Raw genomic sequence first — 17,612 nt, 5'->3', positions numbered from 1 at the left:
CCTGAAGAATTTATCTCTACTTACTCAGAGTACCGAACTTTACGGAAAATTCCGTAAGACCGCACCTTTTTGTGACGCCGACTACACTATTTCAATGAGATAAGAGGCAAATACAGGAAAATTATGCCCGATCAAACACAACAATTTTCGTTCAAGGTGCTCACCATCAATATTCACAAAGGCTTTACCGCGTTTAACCGACGCTTCATTTTGCCGGAACTTCGCGACGCCGTGCGTACCGTCAGCGCCGATATTGTTTGCCTGCAGGAAGTGATGGGCGCGCACGAAGTTCATCCGCTGCATGTGGAAAACTGGCCAGATACTTCGCACTACGAGTTTCTCGCCGACACGATGTGGAGCGATTTTGCCTACGGTCGCAATGCCGTATACCCGGAAGGGCATCACGGTAACGCGGTTCTTTCACGTTATCCCATTGAACATTATGAGAATCGCGATGTTTCGGTCGATGGTGCGGAAAAGCGCGGCGTGCTCTACTGCCGCATTGTGCCGCCGATGACCGGAAAAGCGATTCATGTGATGTGCGTACATCTGGGCCTGCGTGAGGCGCACCGTCAGGCGCAGCTTGCGATGCTCGCCGAATGGGTGAATGAGCTACCGGACGGCGAACCGGTATTGGTGGCGGGTGATTTCAATGACTGGCGGCAAAAAGCTAATCATCCGTTAAAAGTGCAGGCCGGGCTGGATGAGATATTTACCCGCGCCCACGGACGCCCGGCGCGCACGTTTCCGGTGCAATTTCCTCTACTACGACTGGACAGGATCTACGTCAAAAATGCCAGCGCCAGCGCGCCAACCGCGTTGCCGCTGCGGACATGGCGACACCTTTCTGATCATGCCCCTTTAAGTGCGGAGATTCATTTATGAAATGTAGCTGGCGCGAAGGCAATAAGATCCAGTTGCTGGAAAACGGCGAGCAATATTATCCCGCGGTGTTTAAGGCGATTGGCGAGGCACAAGAACGCATCATTCTTGAAACGTTTATCTGGTTTGAGGATGACGTCGGCAAACAACTGCATGCGGCACTACTGGCAGCAGCGCAACGCGGGGTGAAAGCGGAAGTCTTGCTGGATGGCTACGGTTCGCCGGATCTCAGCGATGAGTTTGTCAATGAATTGACGGCAGCTGGCGTGGTATTTCGCTACTACGATCCCCGCCCTCGCCTTTTTGGTATGCGCACCAATGTGTTTCGCCGGATGCATCGCAAAATTGTGGTGATCGACGCGCGTATCGCCTTTATTGGCGGGCTGAATTACTCCGCCGAGCATATGTCCAGCTACGGCCCGGAGGCCAAACAGGATTACGCGGTACGCCTCGAAGGGCCGATTGTCGAAGATATTCTCCAGTTTGAGCTGGAAAACCTGCCAGGACAGAGCGCGGCGCGACGCTGGTGGCGACGTCATCACAAAGCGGAAGAAAATCGCCAGCCGGGAGAAGCGCAGGTATTGCTGGTCTGGCGCGATAACGAAGAACATCGCGATGATATCGAACGCCACTATCTGAAAATGCTCACTCAGGCGCGGCGGGAAGTGATTATCGCCAACGCCTACTTCTTCCCCGGCTATCGATTTTTACACGCCTTGCGTAAAGCGGCACGGCGCGGGGTGCGGATCAAACTGATCATTCAGGGCGAACCGGATATGCCGATTGTCAGAGTCGGTGCACGCTTGCTGTATAACTATCTGGTTAAAGGTGGCGTTCAGGTTTTTGAGTACCGCCGCCGCCCGCTCCACGGCAAAGTAGCATTGATGGACGATCACTGGGCGACAGTAGGGTCCAGTAATCTCGATCCGCTCAGTTTGTCACTGAATCTCGAAGCAAATGTCATCATCCACGATCGTCATTTTAACCAGACGCTGCGCGATAATCTAAACGGCATTATCGCCGCAGACTGCCAGCAGGTGGATGAAACCATGCTGCCCAAACGCACCTGGTGGAATCTGACCAAAAGCGTGCTGGCCTTCCACTTTTTACGCCACTTCCCGGCGCTGGTCGGCTGGCTTCCGGCACACACGCCACGTCTGGCGCAGGTTGACCCGCCCGCTCAGCCGACAATGGAAACGCAGGATCGGGTAGAAACTGAAAACACGGGGGTAAAACCCTGATGAGTAAATCACACCCACGCTGGCGCTTAGCAAAGAAGATCCTCACCTGGCTGTTTTTTATCGCGGTGATAGTGTTGCTGGTGGTCTACGCCAAAAAGGTGGACTGGGAAGAGGTCTGGAAGGTCATCCGCGACTACAATCGCGTTGCGTTGCTCAGTGCGGTCGGGCTGGTGGTCGTCAGTTATCTGATTTACGGCTGCTATGATCTGCTCGCCCGCTTTTACTGCGGTCACAAACTGGCGAAGCGCCAGGTGATGCTGGTGTCGTTTATCTGCTACGCCTTCAACCTGACGCTTAGTACCTGGGTCGGCGGCATTGGTATGCGCTATCGTTTGTACTCCCGGCTAGGGTTACCGGGCAGCACTATTACGCGGATTTTCTCGCTCAGTATTACCACCAACTGGCTGGGCTATATTTTGCTGGCCGGGATTATCTTTACCGCAGGCGTGGTGGAGCTGCCGGACCACTGGTATGTCGATCAAACCACGCTGCGCATTCTCGGCATTGGCTTACTGATGATTATCGCGGTTTATTTGTGGTTTTGCGCTTTCGCGAAGCACCGCCATATGACCATCAAAGGACAAAAACTGGTGCTGCCTTCATGGAAATTTGCCCTCGCCCAGATGCTGATTTCCAGCGTTAACTGGATGGTAATGGGAGCGATTATCTGGCTGTTACTCGGTCAAAGCGTAAACTATTTCTTTGTACTGGGCGTGTTACTGGTTAGTAGTATTGCTGGCGTCATCGTGCATATTCCGGCGGGAATTGGTGTGCTGGAAGCGGTATTTATCGCGCTACTGGCTGGGGAGCATACCTCCAAAGGTACAATTATCGCCGCCCTACTCGCTTACCGTGTGCTGTATTACTTTATCCCACTGCTGCTGGCGCTGATCTGTTACCTGCTACTGGAAAGCCAGGCGAAGAAGCTACGAGCGAAAAATGAAGCGGCGATGTGAAGTTTAGTTAAGTTCTTTAGTATGTGCATTTACGACTAATGAAAAAAACGCGTATGCCTTTGCCAGACAAGCGTTATAGCTATCGCGGCAAGTATCCCAAAGAAGCCGATAAAATAGTAATAGAGTGTTAATGCACCTGTAAAAGCGCAACGAACCGGACTCCACAACTCTTCGCTATGGCATTTTCCTGCCAGTTCAAGGAGCTTATTTCGTCCATGCGAGATAATGCCTGACCATAACACAATCATTAAGCAACTTATTACCCAAACGGGTCGTTCACTCATTAATGCGGCATCCATGATGATCACCAGGGCCAGCTCTGCGGTTGCCACCATACCCAAAGCGGTAATGAGCCATATACCGTTTAATATCCTGGCCTCGTGCTGAAAATCTAATTTATTGCTGTTTTGCGAGTATGATTCCATTCTTTTAGTTGTCCTTAGAAAAAATATTAATATTCACCATCAATAAATTTAAAACCACGCATACAAAATATTTTTGTATTTATGGATACGGAAAACACTTCCGCTCGGCCATAAGGCATATTTTATACCTGGTACTTGTTAAGTGTCGTTTTTAGTAAGAAAAAAATCCCGACACATGGCCGGGATATTGATGGTGAAAAAGAATTAACGGCGGTTGCCGAAGATCCGCAACAACATCAGGAACAAGTTGATGAAGTCCAGATACAAGGTTAACGCGCCAAGAATGGAATATTTGCGCAGGTTCGACGTGTCGCGGGTATCAATCTGCTCACCCATATTTTTCAATTTCTGAGTGTCATACGCCGTCAATCCGACAAAGACAATCACGCCGATGTAGGTAACTGCCCACATCAATGCTTCGCTTTTCAGCCAGAAGTTGACCAGCGATGCCAGCACAATGCCGATTAACGCCATAAACAGCATATTGCCAAAGCCGCTTAGATCGCGCTTCGTGGTGTAACCGTACAGGCTCATTGCGCCAAACATCCCGGCAGTAACGACGAAAGTACTGGCGATAGAAGCAGCGGTATAGACAATGAAAATACTGGAAAGCGTAAGACCCGTCAGCGCCGAATAAAGCATAAAGAGCATCGTCGTTACACCTGCGCTCAGCTTTTGAATCATCGCTGATAACACAATAACCAATGCTAATTGCGCGATGATCAGACCGATTAAAAAGACACGGTTAGTGAACAACAGCTCCATCACGGCCGCGGAATTAGCCGCATACCAGGCAACAAATGCGGTCAGCAACAAGCCAACGGTCATCCAGCCATAGACTTGCGCCATATAAGTTTGCAAGCCAGCCCGGGGGTGTACAATTGAATCAGAACGTGGGAATCTGTCCATGACGATCTCCTGAAGATATAAGGAATATCTTAAGGATACTGCAAAATGATGAGGCTGTGCATCGACGCAGCGTAAACGCATGTACTGAGCGGTGAAATTGCCGGACGCAGCGGTGCCTTATCCGGCTAACAAAAAACTACCAGCGTTTTGCCGCCTGCTGATCGCTCTCCCGAGCTTCAACCCAGCGGTCGCCTTCCGGCGTGGCTTCACGCTTCCAGAACGGTGCGCGGGTTTTGAGATAATCCATAATAAACTGCCCGGCTTCAAACGCACTGCTGCGATGCGCACTGGTGACACCGACAAAAACGATTTCATCTCCCGGCCATAATTCCCCGATGCGGTGAATCACCGTGACGCGCCCCAGCGGCCAGCGGTTACGCGCTTCATCGACAATTTCTGCCAGTGCTTTTTCAGTCATCCCCGGATAGTGTTCGAGGGTTAATGCTTTGACGCTGTCGCCAAGGTTATGGTTGCGCACCTTACCGGTAAAGGTGACTACCGCACCGTCTTCATCACGCTCCGCCAGCCACGGATACTCTTCTCCTACGCTGAATGGCTGCGGGCCGACAACAATTTTGGTTTCTGCCATCTTAACCTCCGGTTACCGGCGGGAAGAAAGCCACTTCGTCGCCGTCAGTCAGCGGATGGTCAAGACTCACCAGCGTCTGGTTGACGGCAGCCAGCAATTTGCCATCTTCCAGCGCCAGCGCCCAGCGATCGCTCTGCGCAGCCAGGTGCTGGCGTAACGCTTCAACGGTTGGGAAATCCGCAGCCACTTCGGTTGCATCTGTTCCCACCAACTCGCGCACCTGGGCGAAAAAAAGAACTTTAATCATCCGCTTCCACCTTAAAGTCACCCGACTTGCCGCCGCTCTTCGCCAGCAAACGTACCGGACCAATTACCATATCTTTTTGCACCGCTTTGCACATGTCATAAATGGTCAGCGCCGCCACGGAGGCCGCGGTTAACGCTTCCATTTCGACACCGGTTTTCCCGGTCAGGCGGCATAAGGTTTCTATACGTACCCGATTGTGCTCCGGCTCGGCCTGTAAATTGACTTCAACTTTGCTGAGCATCAGCGGGTGACAGAGCGGGATCAGATCCCAGGTGCGTTTTGCCGCCTGAATACCGGCGATACGCGCAGTGGCAAATACGTCGCCTTTGTGGTGGCGACCATCAATAATCATCGCCAGCGTCTCGCTGCGCATGGTGACAAAGGCTTCCGCCCGCGCTTCACGCACGGTTTCCGCTTTGGCGGAGACATCCACCATGTGTGCTTCGCCAGCGGCGTTGATATGGGTCAGTTGCGACATACTTATTTCTTCAAATGTGGATGGAAATTGCATGGACGTGTACGGGCATCGAGCTGCGGCGCGATGATATTTTCCCACGCGGTGCGGCACGCTTTGGTCGAACCCGGCATGGCGAAAATCAGCGTTTTGTTAGCGACGCCCGCTACCGCACGAGATTGCAACGTTGAGGTGCCAATCTCTTCAAACGACAACATCCGGAACACTTCACCAAAACCTTCAACTTCACGGTCGAACAACGGTAGCAGCGCTTCGGGAGCCTGATCACCTTCCGTCAGGCCAGTACCCCCCGTAATCAATACCACTTGTACATCGTCGCTGGCGATCCACGCAGATACCTGAGCGCGAATAGCGTAGCGGTTTTCTTTCACAATGGCTTTATCGACAACGTGATGGCCCGCTTCCTGCGCCGAATCGCGCAGATAGTGACCGGAGGTATCGTCTTCTTCACCACGACGATTAGAAACCGTAAGAATAGCAATACGGGTCGGGATAAATTCAGTGCTTACCTGACTCATCTGATCTCTCCTTTTGACGTTTTAGCCGCCAATGTACGATAAGTTTTGCGTAATACCGGTGTTGTTTTGATGCAGGAAATGGGTCTGTTTCTTCTCCCGCAGCGCCGCTGAAATACGCGCTTCCAGCGCCTGTTGCTGGGTATCGTCTTCCAGCAGATCGCGCAGGTTAACGCCGCCTTCACCAAACAGGCAGAGATGGAGTTTACCAATGGAGGAAACGCGCAGGCGGTTGCAAGTGGCGCAGAAGTCTTTTTCATACGGCATGATAAGGCCAATCTCTCCGGCGTAATCCGGATGACAAAAGACTTGCGCGGGACCGTCGCTGCGTTGACGTAATTGGTGGATCCAGCCGCGACGCAGTAGCTCGTCACGCAGAACCTGACCAGAGATGTGATGCTTACGGAAGAGCTCGCTGCCCTCACCCGTTTCCATCAATTCGATGAAACGCAGCTGGATAGGGCGATGCTGGATCCAGTTCAGAAAGGTGTCGAGCTGATGATGATTAACATCACGCATCAGCACGGTATTGACTTTGACCTTCTCAAAACCGGCCTCAAATGCAGCATCGATCCCTGCCATGACCTGGTTGAATTTATCCTGCCCGGTAATGGCATGAAACTGGCGAGCGTCAAGGCTATCAACGCTGACGTTGATGCCAGTAAGTCCCGCATCGCGCCAGTTCGCCACATCGCGTTCCAGACGGTAACCATTGGTGGTGACCGCAATCTGGCGGATAGCGTCGTTTTCCCGCACAGCGGCGATGATATCGGTAAAGTCGCGGCGTAAAGATGGCTCACCGCCCGTCAGACGGACTTTTTCGGTGCCCAGACTGGCGAAGGCGCGCGTAACCCGGCGAATTTCATCGACGGTAAGAAAGCCTTTATTGGTGACGCCGCTCGGTTTGTAGCCATCCGGCAGGCAGTAGGTGCAACGAAAGTTACACACATCGGTAATCGACAGGCGCAAGTAGTAAAACTTACGCGCAAATGCATCAGTCAGTTGTGAAGCCATGTACACCTTTCCAGATACGGGAGGCGAAGTCATTTCTTTCTTCGCCCTGGTGGCAATCTTTACGAGCATTGTCACGGCCAAAGCACCGTATCAGTTGACCCAGGTGCAGAGGCTAGAGTGTTTAGTGGTTAAGCCGATACTAGCGTGTAAATGAGATTTTTACCATCCACACTTTCGCTATGTAATCATGTATATAGCGTCATGATCGTGCTATTTCGCTACAGAATAAGGGAAAATGGCGGTTTTACTTTGATATACATCATCAGAGAGGCATAGCGTACATCGTCCTTTAGAGGTAGAAGAAAATAGTTTGTATCCTCAATATTGGCAGGTTAATTGCTGTTTCCCCGCAATTTGCGCTACTGTAGCGCGGATAATCTGACTCCAGGAAACTATATGCGCAATCGTACGCTGGCTGATCTTGATCGTGTCGTTGCTCTCGGCGGAGGGCATGGACTGGGACGCGTTCTCTCATCACTTTCGTCTTTGGGTTCTCGTTTAACGGGTATCGTCACCACCACGGATAATGGCGGATCGACGGGGCGTATTCGCCGCTCAGAAGGCGGCATTGCCTGGGGCGATATGCGAAACTGCCTCAACCAGCTGATAACTGAACCCAGCGTCGCTTCCGCAATGTTTGAATATCGTTTCGGCGGTAATGGCGAACTTTCCGGGCATAACCTTGGAAACCTGATGTTGAAGGCACTGGATCACCTTAGCGTGCGACCTCTTGAAGCGATCAATCTGATTCGCAATCTGCTGAAAGTGGACGCACATTTGATTCCGATGTCGGAGCATCCTGTTGATCTGATGGCGATTGACGATCAGGGGCATGAAGTTTACGGCGAGGTCAATATCGACCAGTTAACTACGCCGATTCAGGAGTTACTGTTAACGCCGAATGTACCCGCAACGCGTGAGGCGGTTCACGCTATCAGTGAAGCGGATCTCATCATTATTGGGCCTGGCAGTTTTTACACCAGCCTGATGCCAATTCTGCTGCTGAAGGAAATCGCACAGGCATTACGCCGCACGCCAGCGCCGATGGTCTATATCGGCAATCTGGGGCGTGAGTTGAGTTTACCTGCGGCTAATTTGAAGCTGGAAAGCAAGCTGGCAATTATGGAGCAGTATGTCGGTAAAAAGGTCATTGATGCGGTCATCGTCGGGCCAAAAGTGGATGTCTCGGCGGTTAAAGAGCGGATTGTGATTCAGGAGGTACTGGAGGCCAGCGATATTCCGTATCGTCATGATCGCCAGTTGTTACATAACGCACTGGAAAAGGCGTTACAGGCACTGGGTTAATGTGGCCGAGATTGCTGACCAGGCTTCTGGTGCAATGCGACCTGTTCCCCTCACCCTCTCCCCGGAGGGGCGAGGGGAACGTTCGAGCACTTTTTTGACTTGATCGTTAATCTGAACCGGAAGAACATTCCGGCTTTTTCATCTTGTCACGACGCGGCAATAAACAGCTCACGCAGCTGATGCAACTGGTCACGAATTTGTGCCGCTTCTTCGAACTCCAGATTCTGCGCGTGTTGCATCATCAACCCTTCGAGTTCATGGATCTTCTGCTGCAACGCTTTAGGCGACATATCCATCGGCACATTATCCGGCTCAACAATCGGGCGCGATTTTCCTCTGCCCTTCGCTTTGGTTTTAGCAATGTTCTGCCCCAGCGCCAGGATATCGACCACTTTCTTGTTCAAGCCTTGCGGCGTAATACCGTGTTCCTCGTTGTACTTCTGCTGTTTCTCGCGACGACGTTCGGTTTCGCCAATCGCTTTCGCCATTGACGGGGTGATCTTATCGCCGTAGAGAATCGCTTTACCGTTAACGTTACGCGCCGCACGACCAATAGTCTGGATCAACGAACGTTCGGAACGCAGGAAGCCTTCTTTGTCAGCGTCGAGGATCGCCACCAGCGACACTTCCGGCATATCCAGACCTTCGCGCAGTAAGTTGATCCCCACCAGCACGTCGAACTCGCCCAGACGCAAGTCGCGGATAATCTCCATACGTTCGACGGTGTCGATATCTGAGTGAAGATAACGCACGCGCTCGCCGTGTTCTTCGAGATATTCCGTGAGATCTTCCGCCATTCGCTTGGTCAGTGTGGTGACCAGTACGCGTTCGTTAATTGCCGCTCGCTGACGAATCTCCGATAGAAGATCATCGACCTGTGTCGCCACTGGCCGCACTTCGATAATCGGATCAAGCAATCCGGTTGGACGCACCACCTGATCCACCACATCGCCGCCGGATTTTTCCAGCTCGTAATTACCCGGCGTCGCCGAAACATAGATGGTTTGCGGCGCTAATGCTTCGAACTCTTCAAATTTCAGCGGACGGTTATCCAGCGCTGATGGCAGGCGGAAGCCGTACTCCACCAGCGTCTCTTTACGCGCCCGGTCACCGCGATACATGCCGCCAATTTGCGGAATGGTAACGTGAGATTCATCAACCACCAGCAGCCCATCGGCAGGCAGGTAATCAAACAGCGTCGGCGGTGGCTCACCCGGTCCACGACCGGAGAGGAAGCGCGAGTAATTCTCAATCCCGGAACAGTAGCCCAGCTCGTTCATCATCTCCAGATCAAACTGGGTACGCTGGGTCAGCCGCTGCTCTTCCAGCAGTTTGTTATTCTCCAACAGCACTTTGCGTCTGGCGGCCAGTTCTTCTTTGATCTCTTCCATCGCCTGTACGATGCGCTCGCGCGGCGTGACGTAGTGCGTTTTCGGATAGATGGTAAAACGTGGAATAGTGGAAACAATCTGCCCGGTGAGCGGGTCAAATAACGACAATCGTTCCACTTCCTCGTCAAACAGCTCCACGCGAAGTGCAATGTCATCCGATTCTGCCGGGAAGATATCAATCACCTCACCACGAACGCGGAAAGTACCACGCTGGAATGCTTGATCATTACGAGCGTATTGCAGCTCCGCCAGTCGGCGCAGGATCGCGCGCTGATCGATAATCATACCGACCGTGAGATGGAGCATCATTTTGAGATATAAATCAGGATCGCCCAGACCATAAATCGCGGAAACAGACGCCACCACAACCACATCACGCCGCTCCAGCATCGCTTTGGTAGCGGACAAACGCATCTGCTCAATATGTTCGTTAACCGAGGCATCTTTCTCAATGAAGGTGTCGGAACTCGGTACATAGGCTTCCGGCTGATAGTAGTCGTAGTAGGAGACGAAATACTCCACCGCGTTTTCCGGGAAGAACTCTTTCATTTCGCCATACAGCTGGGCCGCCAGAGTTTTGTTGGGCGCAAGTACCATGGTTGGGCGCTGAAGGTCAGCAATGACATTGGCAATGGTGAAGGTTTTCCCGGAGCCAGTCACGCCAAGTAACGTCTGGTGCGCCAGGCCATCTTCCAGCCCCTCTTCGAGACGTCGAATCGCCTCTGGCTGATCGCCAGAAGGTTTAAAAGCGGAATTCAGTTTGAACGGTTTATTCATGAGTCGCTACCTGAAGGAGTTGGGCGGGCAGGTATGTAATTTTACTCGTCGTACTTAATTATGCCAACAAATTATACTGGATAAAAAAACAGTTCCTCACCATAATATTTCTGTTACAGCGTAAACTCCGCTGTCAATCATGAGCAAAATTTACTCTGTGGCGAGATAAAACTCCGGCCTTACCGGGTTATCCCCAAAGCAACGGCTTTTTTAACATTTGTCAAGATGAGTGATGACAGTTTTATGGCAAGAGATGCCTCTTCAGTGACTGCCATTGCAATTATCTAACCAGTTAAAAAATAAAAGATATTTCTTTGAGCCGTCTTTAACGCCAATTCGCGTGCAAGCCGCGTATTCTCTCGCTTGCCTCGTGTTTTCTAACTCTAATACACATGGTTATCCACAGGAATAGTGGATAACTGTCTGCAGCCCCTATCCCCCGCCGCCTGGGCAATTCCCACATTCATCGCATGATGCGGAAGTAAAATTTTTTTCGTGATTATTTTAGAATTTAATTGGTTAAATTGCAGTCAATCGAAGACGCGATCTCGCTCGCAATTTAACCAAATACAGGATGGCTACAACAAGGCAAGGTTTATGTACTTTCCGGTTGCCGCATTTTCTGGATTTTCTGCAAGCCAGGGAATTTCGCCCACCAGCGGCGCGGGAATCATGCGGGTGAGCGTGGTCATATATTCAGCGTGACGTTTTCCAGGAGGCGTGACATCATTCGCCACCCAACCCGCCAGAGTCAGTCCGGCGTGTTGTATTGCCTGTGCCGTCAACATCGCGTGATTAATACAGCCGAGTTTCACACCAACTACCAGTATCACCGGCAGTTGTTCCTGTGTTACCCAATCCGCAAAAGTGAAAGTGTCAGAAAGCGGCGTAAACCAGCCGCCAGCACCTTCCACTAACACCCAGTCAGCCTGTTGTTCAAGCGCGCGTAATCCGGCACTCATTACCAATGATTCTATCGGCCTGCCCTCTTGTGCGCTGATGATGTGCGGCGAAGTGGGTTCTGCGAAGGTGTAAGGATTTACCGTTGCGTAATCCAGCTGCAGGCTGCTGTTGTGCTGTAACGCCAGCGCGTCACTATTACGTAAGCCTTCCGGGGTCTTTTCGCTGCCAGAGGCGACCGGTTTATAACCTGCCGTCCGATAACCTGCTGCCTTCGCGGCTTGTAAAAGTGCACAACTGGCGACAGTTTTCCCCACTTCGGTATCCGTTCCGGTGACAAAATAACGTTTACTCACGAGCAATTACTCCCAAAAAAAGATGATACGTCAGAGGATATCGCCCCTGTTGTTGCGGCCAGGCCAGTTGTAATCGCTGCAACTGCGAACGCGTTAATATTCGCGGGTCGCGCCCTTCATGAAGATGCGTGGCACCGATGCCTTTCAGCGAACGCATGGCACTGAGCGCATCATCAAACCACAGCGTGATGGGCTGAATATGATGTTGATAATGCACGCCGTTCAGCGACTGTTCGATTTCATCTGGCGGTAAAAAGCGATTAGCATGCGGGCGCTCGTCCACCGCCTGCCACGCCTGATGTAATTCAGAGAGCGATCCCTGCACCAGCGTGGTAAACGCGACCACGCCTCCGGGGCGCACCACCCTGTATAGCTCGCGGAGTGCCGTGGATAAATTACCGCACCACTGTACCGCGAGATTGCTCCATGCAAGATCGAAGGTTGCAGTCGCTAACGGCAGGGATTCGATATCTCCCGCCAGATAATGGTCTGCGGCATCCTTCTGGCGTGCCTGAACAAGCATTGGCGGCGAGAGATCTAACGCCGTCACCTGCGCGTGACGTTCCCGCCAGTGGCGGCTCATCCAGCCAGGTCCACAACCCGCGTCCAGTACGTGGGTGTATTTACGCTGTGGGAGCATTGCCAGTAAGACGTCAGCACTCTGGCGCTGTAGATCCGCATGTTGCTCATAGTGCGCGGCTGCCCGACCAAATGCCGCTGCAATGGCTTGTTTATTAACCGTTGCCATGCAGCACCTCCAGCAGACGGTCGATATCCTGCATTTCATGCGCGGCGGTTAGTGTTAAGCGCAGTCGCGCAGTACCAGCAGGTACGGTTGGCGGGCGAATCGCCGTGACCCAGCAGCCTTGCTGGCGCAGTTTTTCTGCCAGTTGTAACGCACGGCTGTTATCACCAACAATCAATGGCTGGATGGCGCTGCATGAATCAGCCAGCGTAAACGGCAAATCCTGTACTCCGGCACGAAAACGCGTAATGAGTGCCGCCAGTTTTTCGCGCCGTGCATCACCCTCATCACTGCGAATGACCGCCAGCGATGCACGTAATGCCTGCGCCTGAGCGGGCGGCATACTGGTGCTGTAGATAAGATGGCGGGCGAATTGCAGCAGATAATCCGCCACCGTATCGGAGCAAAGCACCGCTGCCCCACTGACGCCAAATCCTTTGCCAAAAGTCACCACCAGCAATTCTGGTTTTACCTTTTGCAGCCAGCAGCTGCCACGCCCCTGCTCCCCGATAACGCCCGTGCCGTGGGCATCATCGACCATCAACCAGCCATTGTGCTGTTGCGTTACTTTCTGGATTTCCGCCAGTGGCGCACTATCGCCGTCCATGCTGAACACGCCTTCTGTCACCACCAGTTGCTGCCCCGGACAGGGGGAAGCAAGCAGTCGCGCCAGATGAGTGACATCGTTATGGGTAAAACGGCGAAGCTGCGCCGGGCTTAAACTGGCAGCTTCCAGCAATGAGGCGTGACTCAGCCGATCGGCAACAATACGGTCCTCTTTCGCCATCATCGCGGCAATGACTGCCTGATTAGCGGCAAAACCAGAGATAAACAGCAGTGCCCGCGAATAGCCCAGCCACTCGGCCAGTTCTTCTTCCAGCGCCTGATGTGCCACGCTATAACCGCTGACGTGACCGGAGCCGCCGCTACCGACGCCAAATTGCTCCGCACTCTGCTTCCAGGCACGGATAATTTGCGGATGATGGCTTAAACCTAAATAATCGTTACTGGAAAAGTTCAGATACTGGCGATCGTCCGCCACCAGCCAGCGTCCGGCTCCTTGCGCCACTGGATAACGGCGACGCAGGGCGTCGGCAGCACGCCGCGCATCGAGCGCCGCGTTGATTTTATCCTGCCAGCTCATAGCGCTGCCGCGTTGTAATATTCGTCAGTGTCCGGGGTCATCAGTGCCTGCTCCAGACGCTGCTGTTGTTCGTTATCCCCTGCCAGCACGGCAGTTTGCTGCGGATTTAGCCCCAGTTTGCGGAACAGTTGCAGGTCTTTATCTTCTTCCGGATTCGGCGTGGTTAGCAGTTTGCAACCGTAGAAAATTGAGTTAGCCCCGGCCATAAAGCACATCGCCTGAGTCTGTTCGTTCATCTGCTCGCGTCCGGCAGAAAGGCGCACGTAAGAGGTCGGCATCATGATCCGCGCTACGGCAATGGTGCGAATAAAATCAAAGGCATCGACATCATCGTTATCTGCCAGTGGAGTACCTTTCACCTTCACGAGCATGTTGATTGGCACGCTTTCCGGCGGCGTCGGCAGGTTTGCCAGTTGCAGTAATAATCCGGCGCGATCTTTTACCGTTTCGCCTAAACCCACAATGCCACCTGAGCAGACTTTGATCCCGGCATCGCGCACTTTTTCCAGCGTATCAAGGCGTTCCTGATAAGTACGTGTGGTGATGATATTGCCGTAAAACTCCGGCGAGGTGTCGAGGTTATGGTTGTAGTAATCCAGCCCGGCATTCGCAAGGCGCTGCGCCTGAGATTCACTCAACGTACCCAGCGTCATACACGCCTCCAGCCCCATCGCTTTTACTCCCTGCACCATTTGTTCCAGGTACGGCATATCGCGTTCGTGGGGATTCTTCCACGCCGCGCCCATACAGAAACGCGTCGATCCCGCCGCTTTCGCTTTGCGCGCCGACTCCAGCACCTGTTCAACTTCCATCAACCGCTCGGCTTCCAGCCCGGTTTTGTAGCGCGAGCTTTGCGGGCAGTATTTGCAATCTTCCGGACAAGCTCCGGTCTTAATTGACAGCAACGTGCTGACCTGCACCTGACGTGGATCGAAATGCTGACGATGCACCTGCTGCGCTTCAAACAGCAGATCCAGCAACGGTTTTTCAAATAATTCTGTGACTTGCGACAATGTCCAGCGTGGGCGGTGAGCCATGGGGCTTCTCCAAAACGTGTTTTTTGTTGTTAATTCGGTGTAGACTCGTAAACCTAAATCTTTTCAATTTGGTTTACAAGTCGATTATGACAACGGACGATCTTGCCTTTGACCAACGCCATATCTGGCACCCATACACATCCATGACCTCCCCGCTACCGGTTTATCCGGTGGCGAGCGCCGAAGGTTGCGAGCTAATTTTGTCTGACGGCAGACGCCTGGTTGACGGTATGTCGTCCTGGTGGGCGGCGATCCACGGTTACAATCACCCGCAGCTTAATGCGGCGATGAAGTCGCAAATTGATGCCATGTCGCATGTGATGTTTGGCGGTATCACTCATGCGCCAGCCATTGAGCTGTGCCGCAAACTGGTGGCGATGACGCCGCAACCGCTGGAATGCGTTTTTCTCGCGGACTCCGGCTCCGTAGCGGTAGAAGTGGCGATGAAAATGGCGTTGCAGTACTGGCAGGCCAAAGGCGAAGCGCGCCAGCGTTTTCTGACCTTCCGCAATGGTTATCATGGCGATACCTTTGGCGCGATGTCGGTGTGCGATCCGGACAACTCAATGCACAGCCTGTGGAAAGGCTATCTGCCAGAAAACTTGTTTGCTCCCGCCCCGCAAAGCCGCATGGATGGCGAATGGGATGAGCGCGATATGGTGGGCTTTGCCCGCCTGATGGCGGCGCATCGTCATGAAATCGCGGCGGTGATCATTGAACCGATTGTCCAGGGCGCAGGCGGGATGCGCATGTACCATCCGGAATGGTTAAAACGAATCCGCAAAATGTGCGATCGCGAAGGTATCTTGCTGATTGCCGACGAGATCGCCACCGGATTTGGTCGTACCGGCAAACTGTTTGCCTGTGAACATGCAGAAATCGCGCCGGATATTTTATGTCTCGGTAAAGCCTTAACCGGCGGCACAATGACCCTTTCCGCCACGCTCACCACGCGCGAGGTTGCGGAAACCATCAGTAACGGCGAAGCCGGCTGCTTTATGCATGGGCCAACTTTTATGGGCAATCCGCTGGCCTGCGCAGCAGCAAACGCCAGCCTGGCGATTCTCGAATCTGGCGACTGGCAGCATCAGGTGGCGGCTATTGAAGGGCAGCTACGCGAGCAACTTGCCCCCGCCTGTGACGCCGAAATGGTTGCCGATGTGCGCGTACTGGGGGCAATCGGCGTGGTCGAAACCACTCGTCCGGTGAATATGGCAGCGCTGCAAAAATTCTTTGTCGAACAGGGTGTCTGGATCCGGCCTTTTGGCAAACTGATTTACCTGATGCCGCCCTATATTATTCTCCCGCAACAGTTGCAGCGTCTGACCGCAGCGGTTAATCGTGCGGTGCAGGATGAAACATTTTTATGCCAATAACGGGAAGTCAGCGTGAGGGTTTCTGGCTACACTTTCTGCAAACTAGAAAGGAGGGTTCATGAAACTCATCAGTAATGATCTGCGCGATGGCGATAAGTTGCCGCATCGTCATGTCTTTAACGGCATGGGTTACGATGGCGATAATATTTCACCGCATCTGGCGTGGGATGATGTTCCTGTGGGAACGAAAAGTTTTGTTGTCACCTGCTACGACCCGGATGCGCCAACTGGCTCCGGCTGGTGGCACTGGGTAGTTGTTAATTTACCCGCGGATACCCGCGTATTACCGCAAGGGTTTGGCTCTGGTCTGGTAGCAATGCCAGACGGCGTTTTGCAGACGCGTACCGACTTTGGTAAAACCGGGTACGATGGTGCAGCGCCGCCGAAAGGCGAAACCCATCGCTACATTTTTACCGTTCACGCGCTGGATGTAGAACGTATTGATGTCGATGAAGGTGCCAGCGGCGCGATGGTCGGGTTTAACGTCCATTTCCATTCTCTGGCAAGCGCCTCGATTACTGCGATGTTTAGTTAATCACTCTGCCAGATGGCGCTATGCCATCTGGTATCACTTAAAGGTATTAAAAACAACTTTTTGTCTTTTTACCTTCCCGTTTCGCTCAAGTTAGTATAAAAAAGCTGAACGCGAAACATTAAAAACCATTAATATCAATGTGTTACAATATCTTTAGTCTAAAAAATAGACTACATGATGCTACAAAACACAACATATCCAGTCACTATGAATCAACTACTTAGATAGTATTAGTGACCTGAGACAGAGCATTAGCGCAAGGTGATTTTTGTCTTCTTGCGCTAATTTTTTGTTATCAAACATGTCGCACTCCAGAGAAGCACAAAGCCTTGCAATCCAGTGCAAAGATTTGTGTGCCTCAGTTTTGTCTCATCGGTAATTATGTGTTCGCTACGATGCAAGAATCCATACCAATAAGCATCCGATAATTGGGAAAGAAAAATCCAACAAACTTCCCACATCCCACACGCGTGGATCAAAACCGCCCCACCACGGCATATTCATGCGCTTGCCATACCCGAACATTTCAATCCAGCGATATTCTGCCTGGGTGTGTTCCCGCGCAATGAAGAACGTACAACCAGCTATCGCACCGTAAACCCAGTTTCCGGTAAAAAGGCCAATCAGTACCTGCGCAGCCACAGCACAAAGTGCATGAAGGAAAGGTGTTATATCCATTACTCCTCCTTTATCCGATATCGCTTCGGGAAACGGATAACAACTTTAATTCTGACTCAAGTTCATCAACTCTTTCAGTCAGCTTCTGGATATGGTGAATCAGTGGAACAACCAG

At 52.3% G+C, this 17,612-nt stretch carries 19 protein-coding genes, 1 pseudogene and 1 riboswitch; of the genes and pseudogenes, 6 read left to right on the top strand and 14 right to left on the bottom strand.

What is annotated here, in order from left to right:
• Positions 1-123 precede the first annotated feature (123 nt).
• The 3 genes from ACJHX3_RS10725 to ACJHX3_RS10715 are packed head-to-tail and all read left to right on the top strand — an operon-like array spanning position 124 to position 3,079.
• Entirely contained in the window at positions 124-885 is a 762-nt protein-coding gene (locus tag ACJHX3_RS10725) for an endonuclease/exonuclease/phosphatase family protein (protein ID WP_001113348.1), read from the top strand.
• The gene (clsB, locus tag ACJHX3_RS10720) at positions 882-2,123 is read left to right on the top strand and encodes a cardiolipin synthase ClsB (RefSeq protein WP_000650337.1); all 1,242 of its coding nucleotides are present in this window, start codon (positions 882-884) and stop codon (positions 2,121-2,123) included. Before ACJHX3_RS10725 ends, clsB begins: the two co-directional genes overlap by 4 nt.
• Complete coding sequence (locus tag ACJHX3_RS10715) at positions 2,123-3,079, top strand: YbhN family protein (protein ID WP_000045450.1); 957 nt, start codon at positions 2,123-2,125, stop codon at positions 3,077-3,079. Before clsB ends, ACJHX3_RS10715 begins: the two co-directional genes overlap by 1 nt.
• A gap of 35 nt (positions 3,080-3,114) precedes the next feature.
• Here the strand turns inward: ACJHX3_RS10715 and ACJHX3_RS10710 are convergent, their stop codons facing one another.
• The 7 genes from ACJHX3_RS10710 to moaA all read right to left on the bottom strand — a co-directional run bounded on the left by ACJHX3_RS10710 (position 3,115) and on the right by moaA (position 7,253).
• The gene (locus tag ACJHX3_RS10710) at positions 3,115-3,504 is read right to left on the bottom strand and encodes a hypothetical protein (RefSeq protein WP_000446922.1); all 390 of its coding nucleotides are present in this window, start codon (positions 3,502-3,504) and stop codon (positions 3,115-3,117) included.
• Positions 3,505-3,708: 204 nt separating this feature from the next.
• Complete coding sequence (locus ACJHX3_RS10705) at positions 3,709-4,413, bottom strand: Bax inhibitor-1/YccA family protein (RefSeq protein WP_001469073.1); 705 nt, start codon at positions 4,411-4,413, stop codon at positions 3,709-3,711.
• Positions 4,414-4,549: 136 nt separating this feature from the next.
• On the bottom strand, positions 4,550-5,002 hold the full coding sequence (gene moaE, locus ACJHX3_RS10700) for a molybdopterin synthase catalytic subunit MoaE (RefSeq protein ID WP_000852287.1): 453 nt from the start codon (positions 5,000-5,002) through the stop codon (positions 4,550-4,552).
• 1 nt (position 5,003) lies between these two features.
• Positions 5,004-5,249, bottom strand: a complete 246-nt coding sequence (gene moaD / locus ACJHX3_RS10695) for a molybdopterin synthase sulfur carrier subunit (protein ID WP_000598614.1) — start codon at positions 5,247-5,249, stop codon at positions 5,004-5,006.
• A complete protein-coding gene (moaC, locus tag ACJHX3_RS10690; protein WP_000080885.1) occupies positions 5,242-5,727 on the bottom strand; it encodes a cyclic pyranopterin monophosphate synthase MoaC in 486 nt (161 codons plus the stop codon). The genes moaD and moaC overlap by 8 nt, the downstream gene beginning before the upstream one ends.
• A 2-nt stretch (positions 5,728-5,729) precedes the next feature.
• Positions 5,730-6,242, bottom strand: a complete 513-nt coding sequence (moaB, locus tag ACJHX3_RS10685) for a molybdenum cofactor biosynthesis protein B (protein WP_000084639.1) — start codon at positions 6,240-6,242, stop codon at positions 5,730-5,732.
• Between the two features lie 21 nt (positions 6,243-6,263).
• Positions 6,264-7,253: a GTP 3',8-cyclase MoaA gene (moaA, locus tag ACJHX3_RS10680; protein WP_001295301.1), complete on the bottom strand. Its 990-nt coding sequence runs from the start codon at positions 7,251-7,253 to the stop codon at positions 6,264-6,266.
• A riboswitch (molybdenum cofactor riboswitch) is annotated at positions 7,241-7,385 on the bottom strand. It overlaps the preceding gene by 13 nt.
• 264 nt (positions 7,386-7,649) lie before the next feature.
• Between moaA and yvcK the strand changes: the two genes are divergently transcribed.
• The gene (gene yvcK, locus ACJHX3_RS10675; RefSeq protein ID WP_001308507.1) at positions 7,650-8,558 is read left to right on the top strand and encodes a uridine diphosphate-N-acetylglucosamine-binding protein YvcK; all 909 of its coding nucleotides are present in this window, start codon (positions 7,650-7,652) and stop codon (positions 8,556-8,558) included.
• A gap of 146 nt (positions 8,559-8,704) precedes the next feature.
• Here yvcK and uvrB read toward each other — a convergent pair whose 3' ends face one another.
• From uvrB to bioB, 5 genes are all read right to left on the bottom strand, one after another.
• A complete protein-coding gene (uvrB, locus tag ACJHX3_RS10670) occupies positions 8,705-10,726 on the bottom strand; it encodes an excinuclease ABC subunit UvrB (protein ID WP_410236138.1) in 2,022 nt (673 codons plus the stop codon).
• Between the two features lie 578 nt (positions 10,727-11,304).
• Entirely contained in the window at positions 11,305-11,982 is a 678-nt protein-coding gene (bioD, locus tag ACJHX3_RS10665; RefSeq protein ID WP_000044832.1) for a dethiobiotin synthase, read from the bottom strand.
• Positions 11,975-12,730 (bottom strand): malonyl-ACP O-methyltransferase BioC, encoded by a 756-nt coding sequence (gene bioC, locus ACJHX3_RS10660; protein ID WP_094321735.1) that lies wholly within the window; start codon positions 12,728-12,730, stop codon positions 11,975-11,977. Before bioC ends, bioD begins: the two co-directional genes overlap by 8 nt.
• Positions 12,717-13,871 (bottom strand): 8-amino-7-oxononanoate synthase, encoded by a 1,155-nt coding sequence (gene bioF / locus ACJHX3_RS10655; RefSeq protein ID WP_000118793.1) that lies wholly within the window; start codon positions 13,869-13,871, stop codon positions 12,717-12,719. Before bioF ends, bioC begins: the two co-directional genes overlap by 14 nt.
• Entirely contained in the window at positions 13,868-14,908 is a 1,041-nt protein-coding gene (gene bioB, locus ACJHX3_RS10650; RefSeq protein ID WP_000951213.1) for a biotin synthase BioB, read from the bottom strand. Before bioB ends, bioF begins: the two co-directional genes overlap by 4 nt.
• An 86-nt stretch (positions 14,909-14,994) precedes the next feature.
• Between bioB and bioA the strand changes: the two genes are divergently transcribed.
• Both bioA and ACJHX3_RS10640 read left to right on the top strand, forming a co-directional pair.
• Positions 14,995-16,284, top strand: a complete 1,290-nt coding sequence (gene bioA / locus ACJHX3_RS10645) for an adenosylmethionine--8-amino-7-oxononanoate transaminase (protein WP_094308410.1) — start codon at positions 14,995-14,997, stop codon at positions 16,282-16,284.
• 58 nt (positions 16,285-16,342) lie between these two features.
• A complete protein-coding gene (locus ACJHX3_RS10640; RefSeq protein WP_000767411.1) occupies positions 16,343-16,819 on the top strand; it encodes a kinase inhibitor in 477 nt (158 codons plus the stop codon).
• A gap of 390 nt (positions 16,820-17,209) precedes the next feature.
• Here ACJHX3_RS10640 and ACJHX3_RS10635 read toward each other — a convergent pair whose 3' ends face one another.
• Positions 17,210-17,497 (bottom strand): hypothetical protein, encoded by a 288-nt coding sequence (locus ACJHX3_RS10635; protein ID WP_094321736.1) that lies wholly within the window; start codon positions 17,495-17,497, stop codon positions 17,210-17,212.
• A 10-nt stretch (positions 17,498-17,507) separates the two neighbouring features.
• Positions 17,508-17,612, bottom strand: a pseudogene (locus ACJHX3_RS10630) (tail fiber domain-containing protein); the annotation flags it as partial.

The sequence above is a fragment of the Escherichia sp. WS1265 genome (assembly GCF_046487585.1).
In the GTDB taxonomy this organism is placed as follows: Bacteria; Pseudomonadota; Gammaproteobacteria; order Enterobacterales; family Enterobacteriaceae; genus Escherichia; species Escherichia coli.
This window is presented reverse-complemented; position numbering and strand designations above follow the sequence as displayed.

Excerpts from the sequence above, each read along its gene's own strand:
- ACJHX3_RS10725 (WP_001113348.1), top strand. The coding sequence starts at position 124 with ATGCCCGATCAAACACAACAATTTTCGTTCAAGGTGCTCACCATCAAT.
- clsB (WP_000650337.1), top strand. The coding sequence starts at position 882 with ATGAAATGTAGCTGGCGCGAAGGCAATAAGATCCAGTTGCTGGAAAAC.
- ACJHX3_RS10715 (WP_000045450.1), top strand. The coding sequence starts at position 2,123 with ATGAGTAAATCACACCCACGCTGGCGCTTAGCAAAGAAGATCCTCACC.
- ACJHX3_RS10710 (WP_000446922.1), bottom strand. The coding sequence starts at position 3,504 with ATGGAATCATACTCGCAAAACAGCAATAAATTAGATTTTCAGCACGAG.
- ACJHX3_RS10705 (WP_001469073.1), bottom strand. The coding sequence starts at position 4,413 with ATGGACAGATTCCCACGTTCTGATTCAATTGTACACCCCCGGGCTGGC.
- moaE (WP_000852287.1), bottom strand. The coding sequence starts at position 5,002 with ATGGCAGAAACCAAAATTGTTGTCGGCCCGCAGCCATTCAGCGTAGGA.
- moaD (WP_000598614.1), bottom strand. The coding sequence starts at position 5,249 with ATGATTAAAGTTCTTTTTTTCGCCCAGGTGCGCGAGTTGGTGGGAACA.
- moaC (WP_000080885.1), bottom strand. The coding sequence starts at position 5,727 with ATGTCGCAACTGACCCATATCAACGCCGCTGGCGAAGCACACATGGTG.
- moaB (WP_000084639.1), bottom strand. The coding sequence starts at position 6,242 with ATGAGTCAGGTAAGCACTGAATTTATCCCGACCCGTATTGCTATTCTT.
- moaA (WP_001295301.1), bottom strand. The coding sequence starts at position 7,253 with ATGGCTTCACAACTGACTGATGCATTTGCGCGTAAGTTTTACTACTTG.
- yvcK (WP_001308507.1), top strand. The coding sequence starts at position 7,650 with ATGCGCAATCGTACGCTGGCTGATCTTGATCGTGTCGTTGCTCTCGGC.
- uvrB (WP_410236138.1), bottom strand. The coding sequence starts at position 10,726 with ATGAATAAACCGTTCAAACTGAATTCCGCTTTTAAACCTTCTGGCGAT.
- bioC (WP_094321735.1), bottom strand. The coding sequence starts at position 12,730 with ATGGCAACGGTTAATAAACAAGCCATTGCAGCGGCATTTGGTCGGGCA.
- bioF (WP_000118793.1), bottom strand. The coding sequence starts at position 13,871 with ATGAGCTGGCAGGATAAAATCAACGCGGCGCTCGATGCGCGGCGTGCT.
- bioB (WP_000951213.1), bottom strand. The coding sequence starts at position 14,908 with ATGGCTCACCGCCCACGCTGGACATTGTCGCAAGTCACAGAATTATTT.
- bioA (WP_094308410.1), top strand. The coding sequence starts at position 14,995 with ATGACAACGGACGATCTTGCCTTTGACCAACGCCATATCTGGCACCCA.
- ACJHX3_RS10640 (WP_000767411.1), top strand. The coding sequence starts at position 16,343 with ATGAAACTCATCAGTAATGATCTGCGCGATGGCGATAAGTTGCCGCAT.
- ACJHX3_RS10635 (WP_094321736.1), bottom strand. The coding sequence starts at position 17,497 with ATGGATATAACACCTTTCCTTCATGCACTTTGTGCTGTGGCTGCGCAG.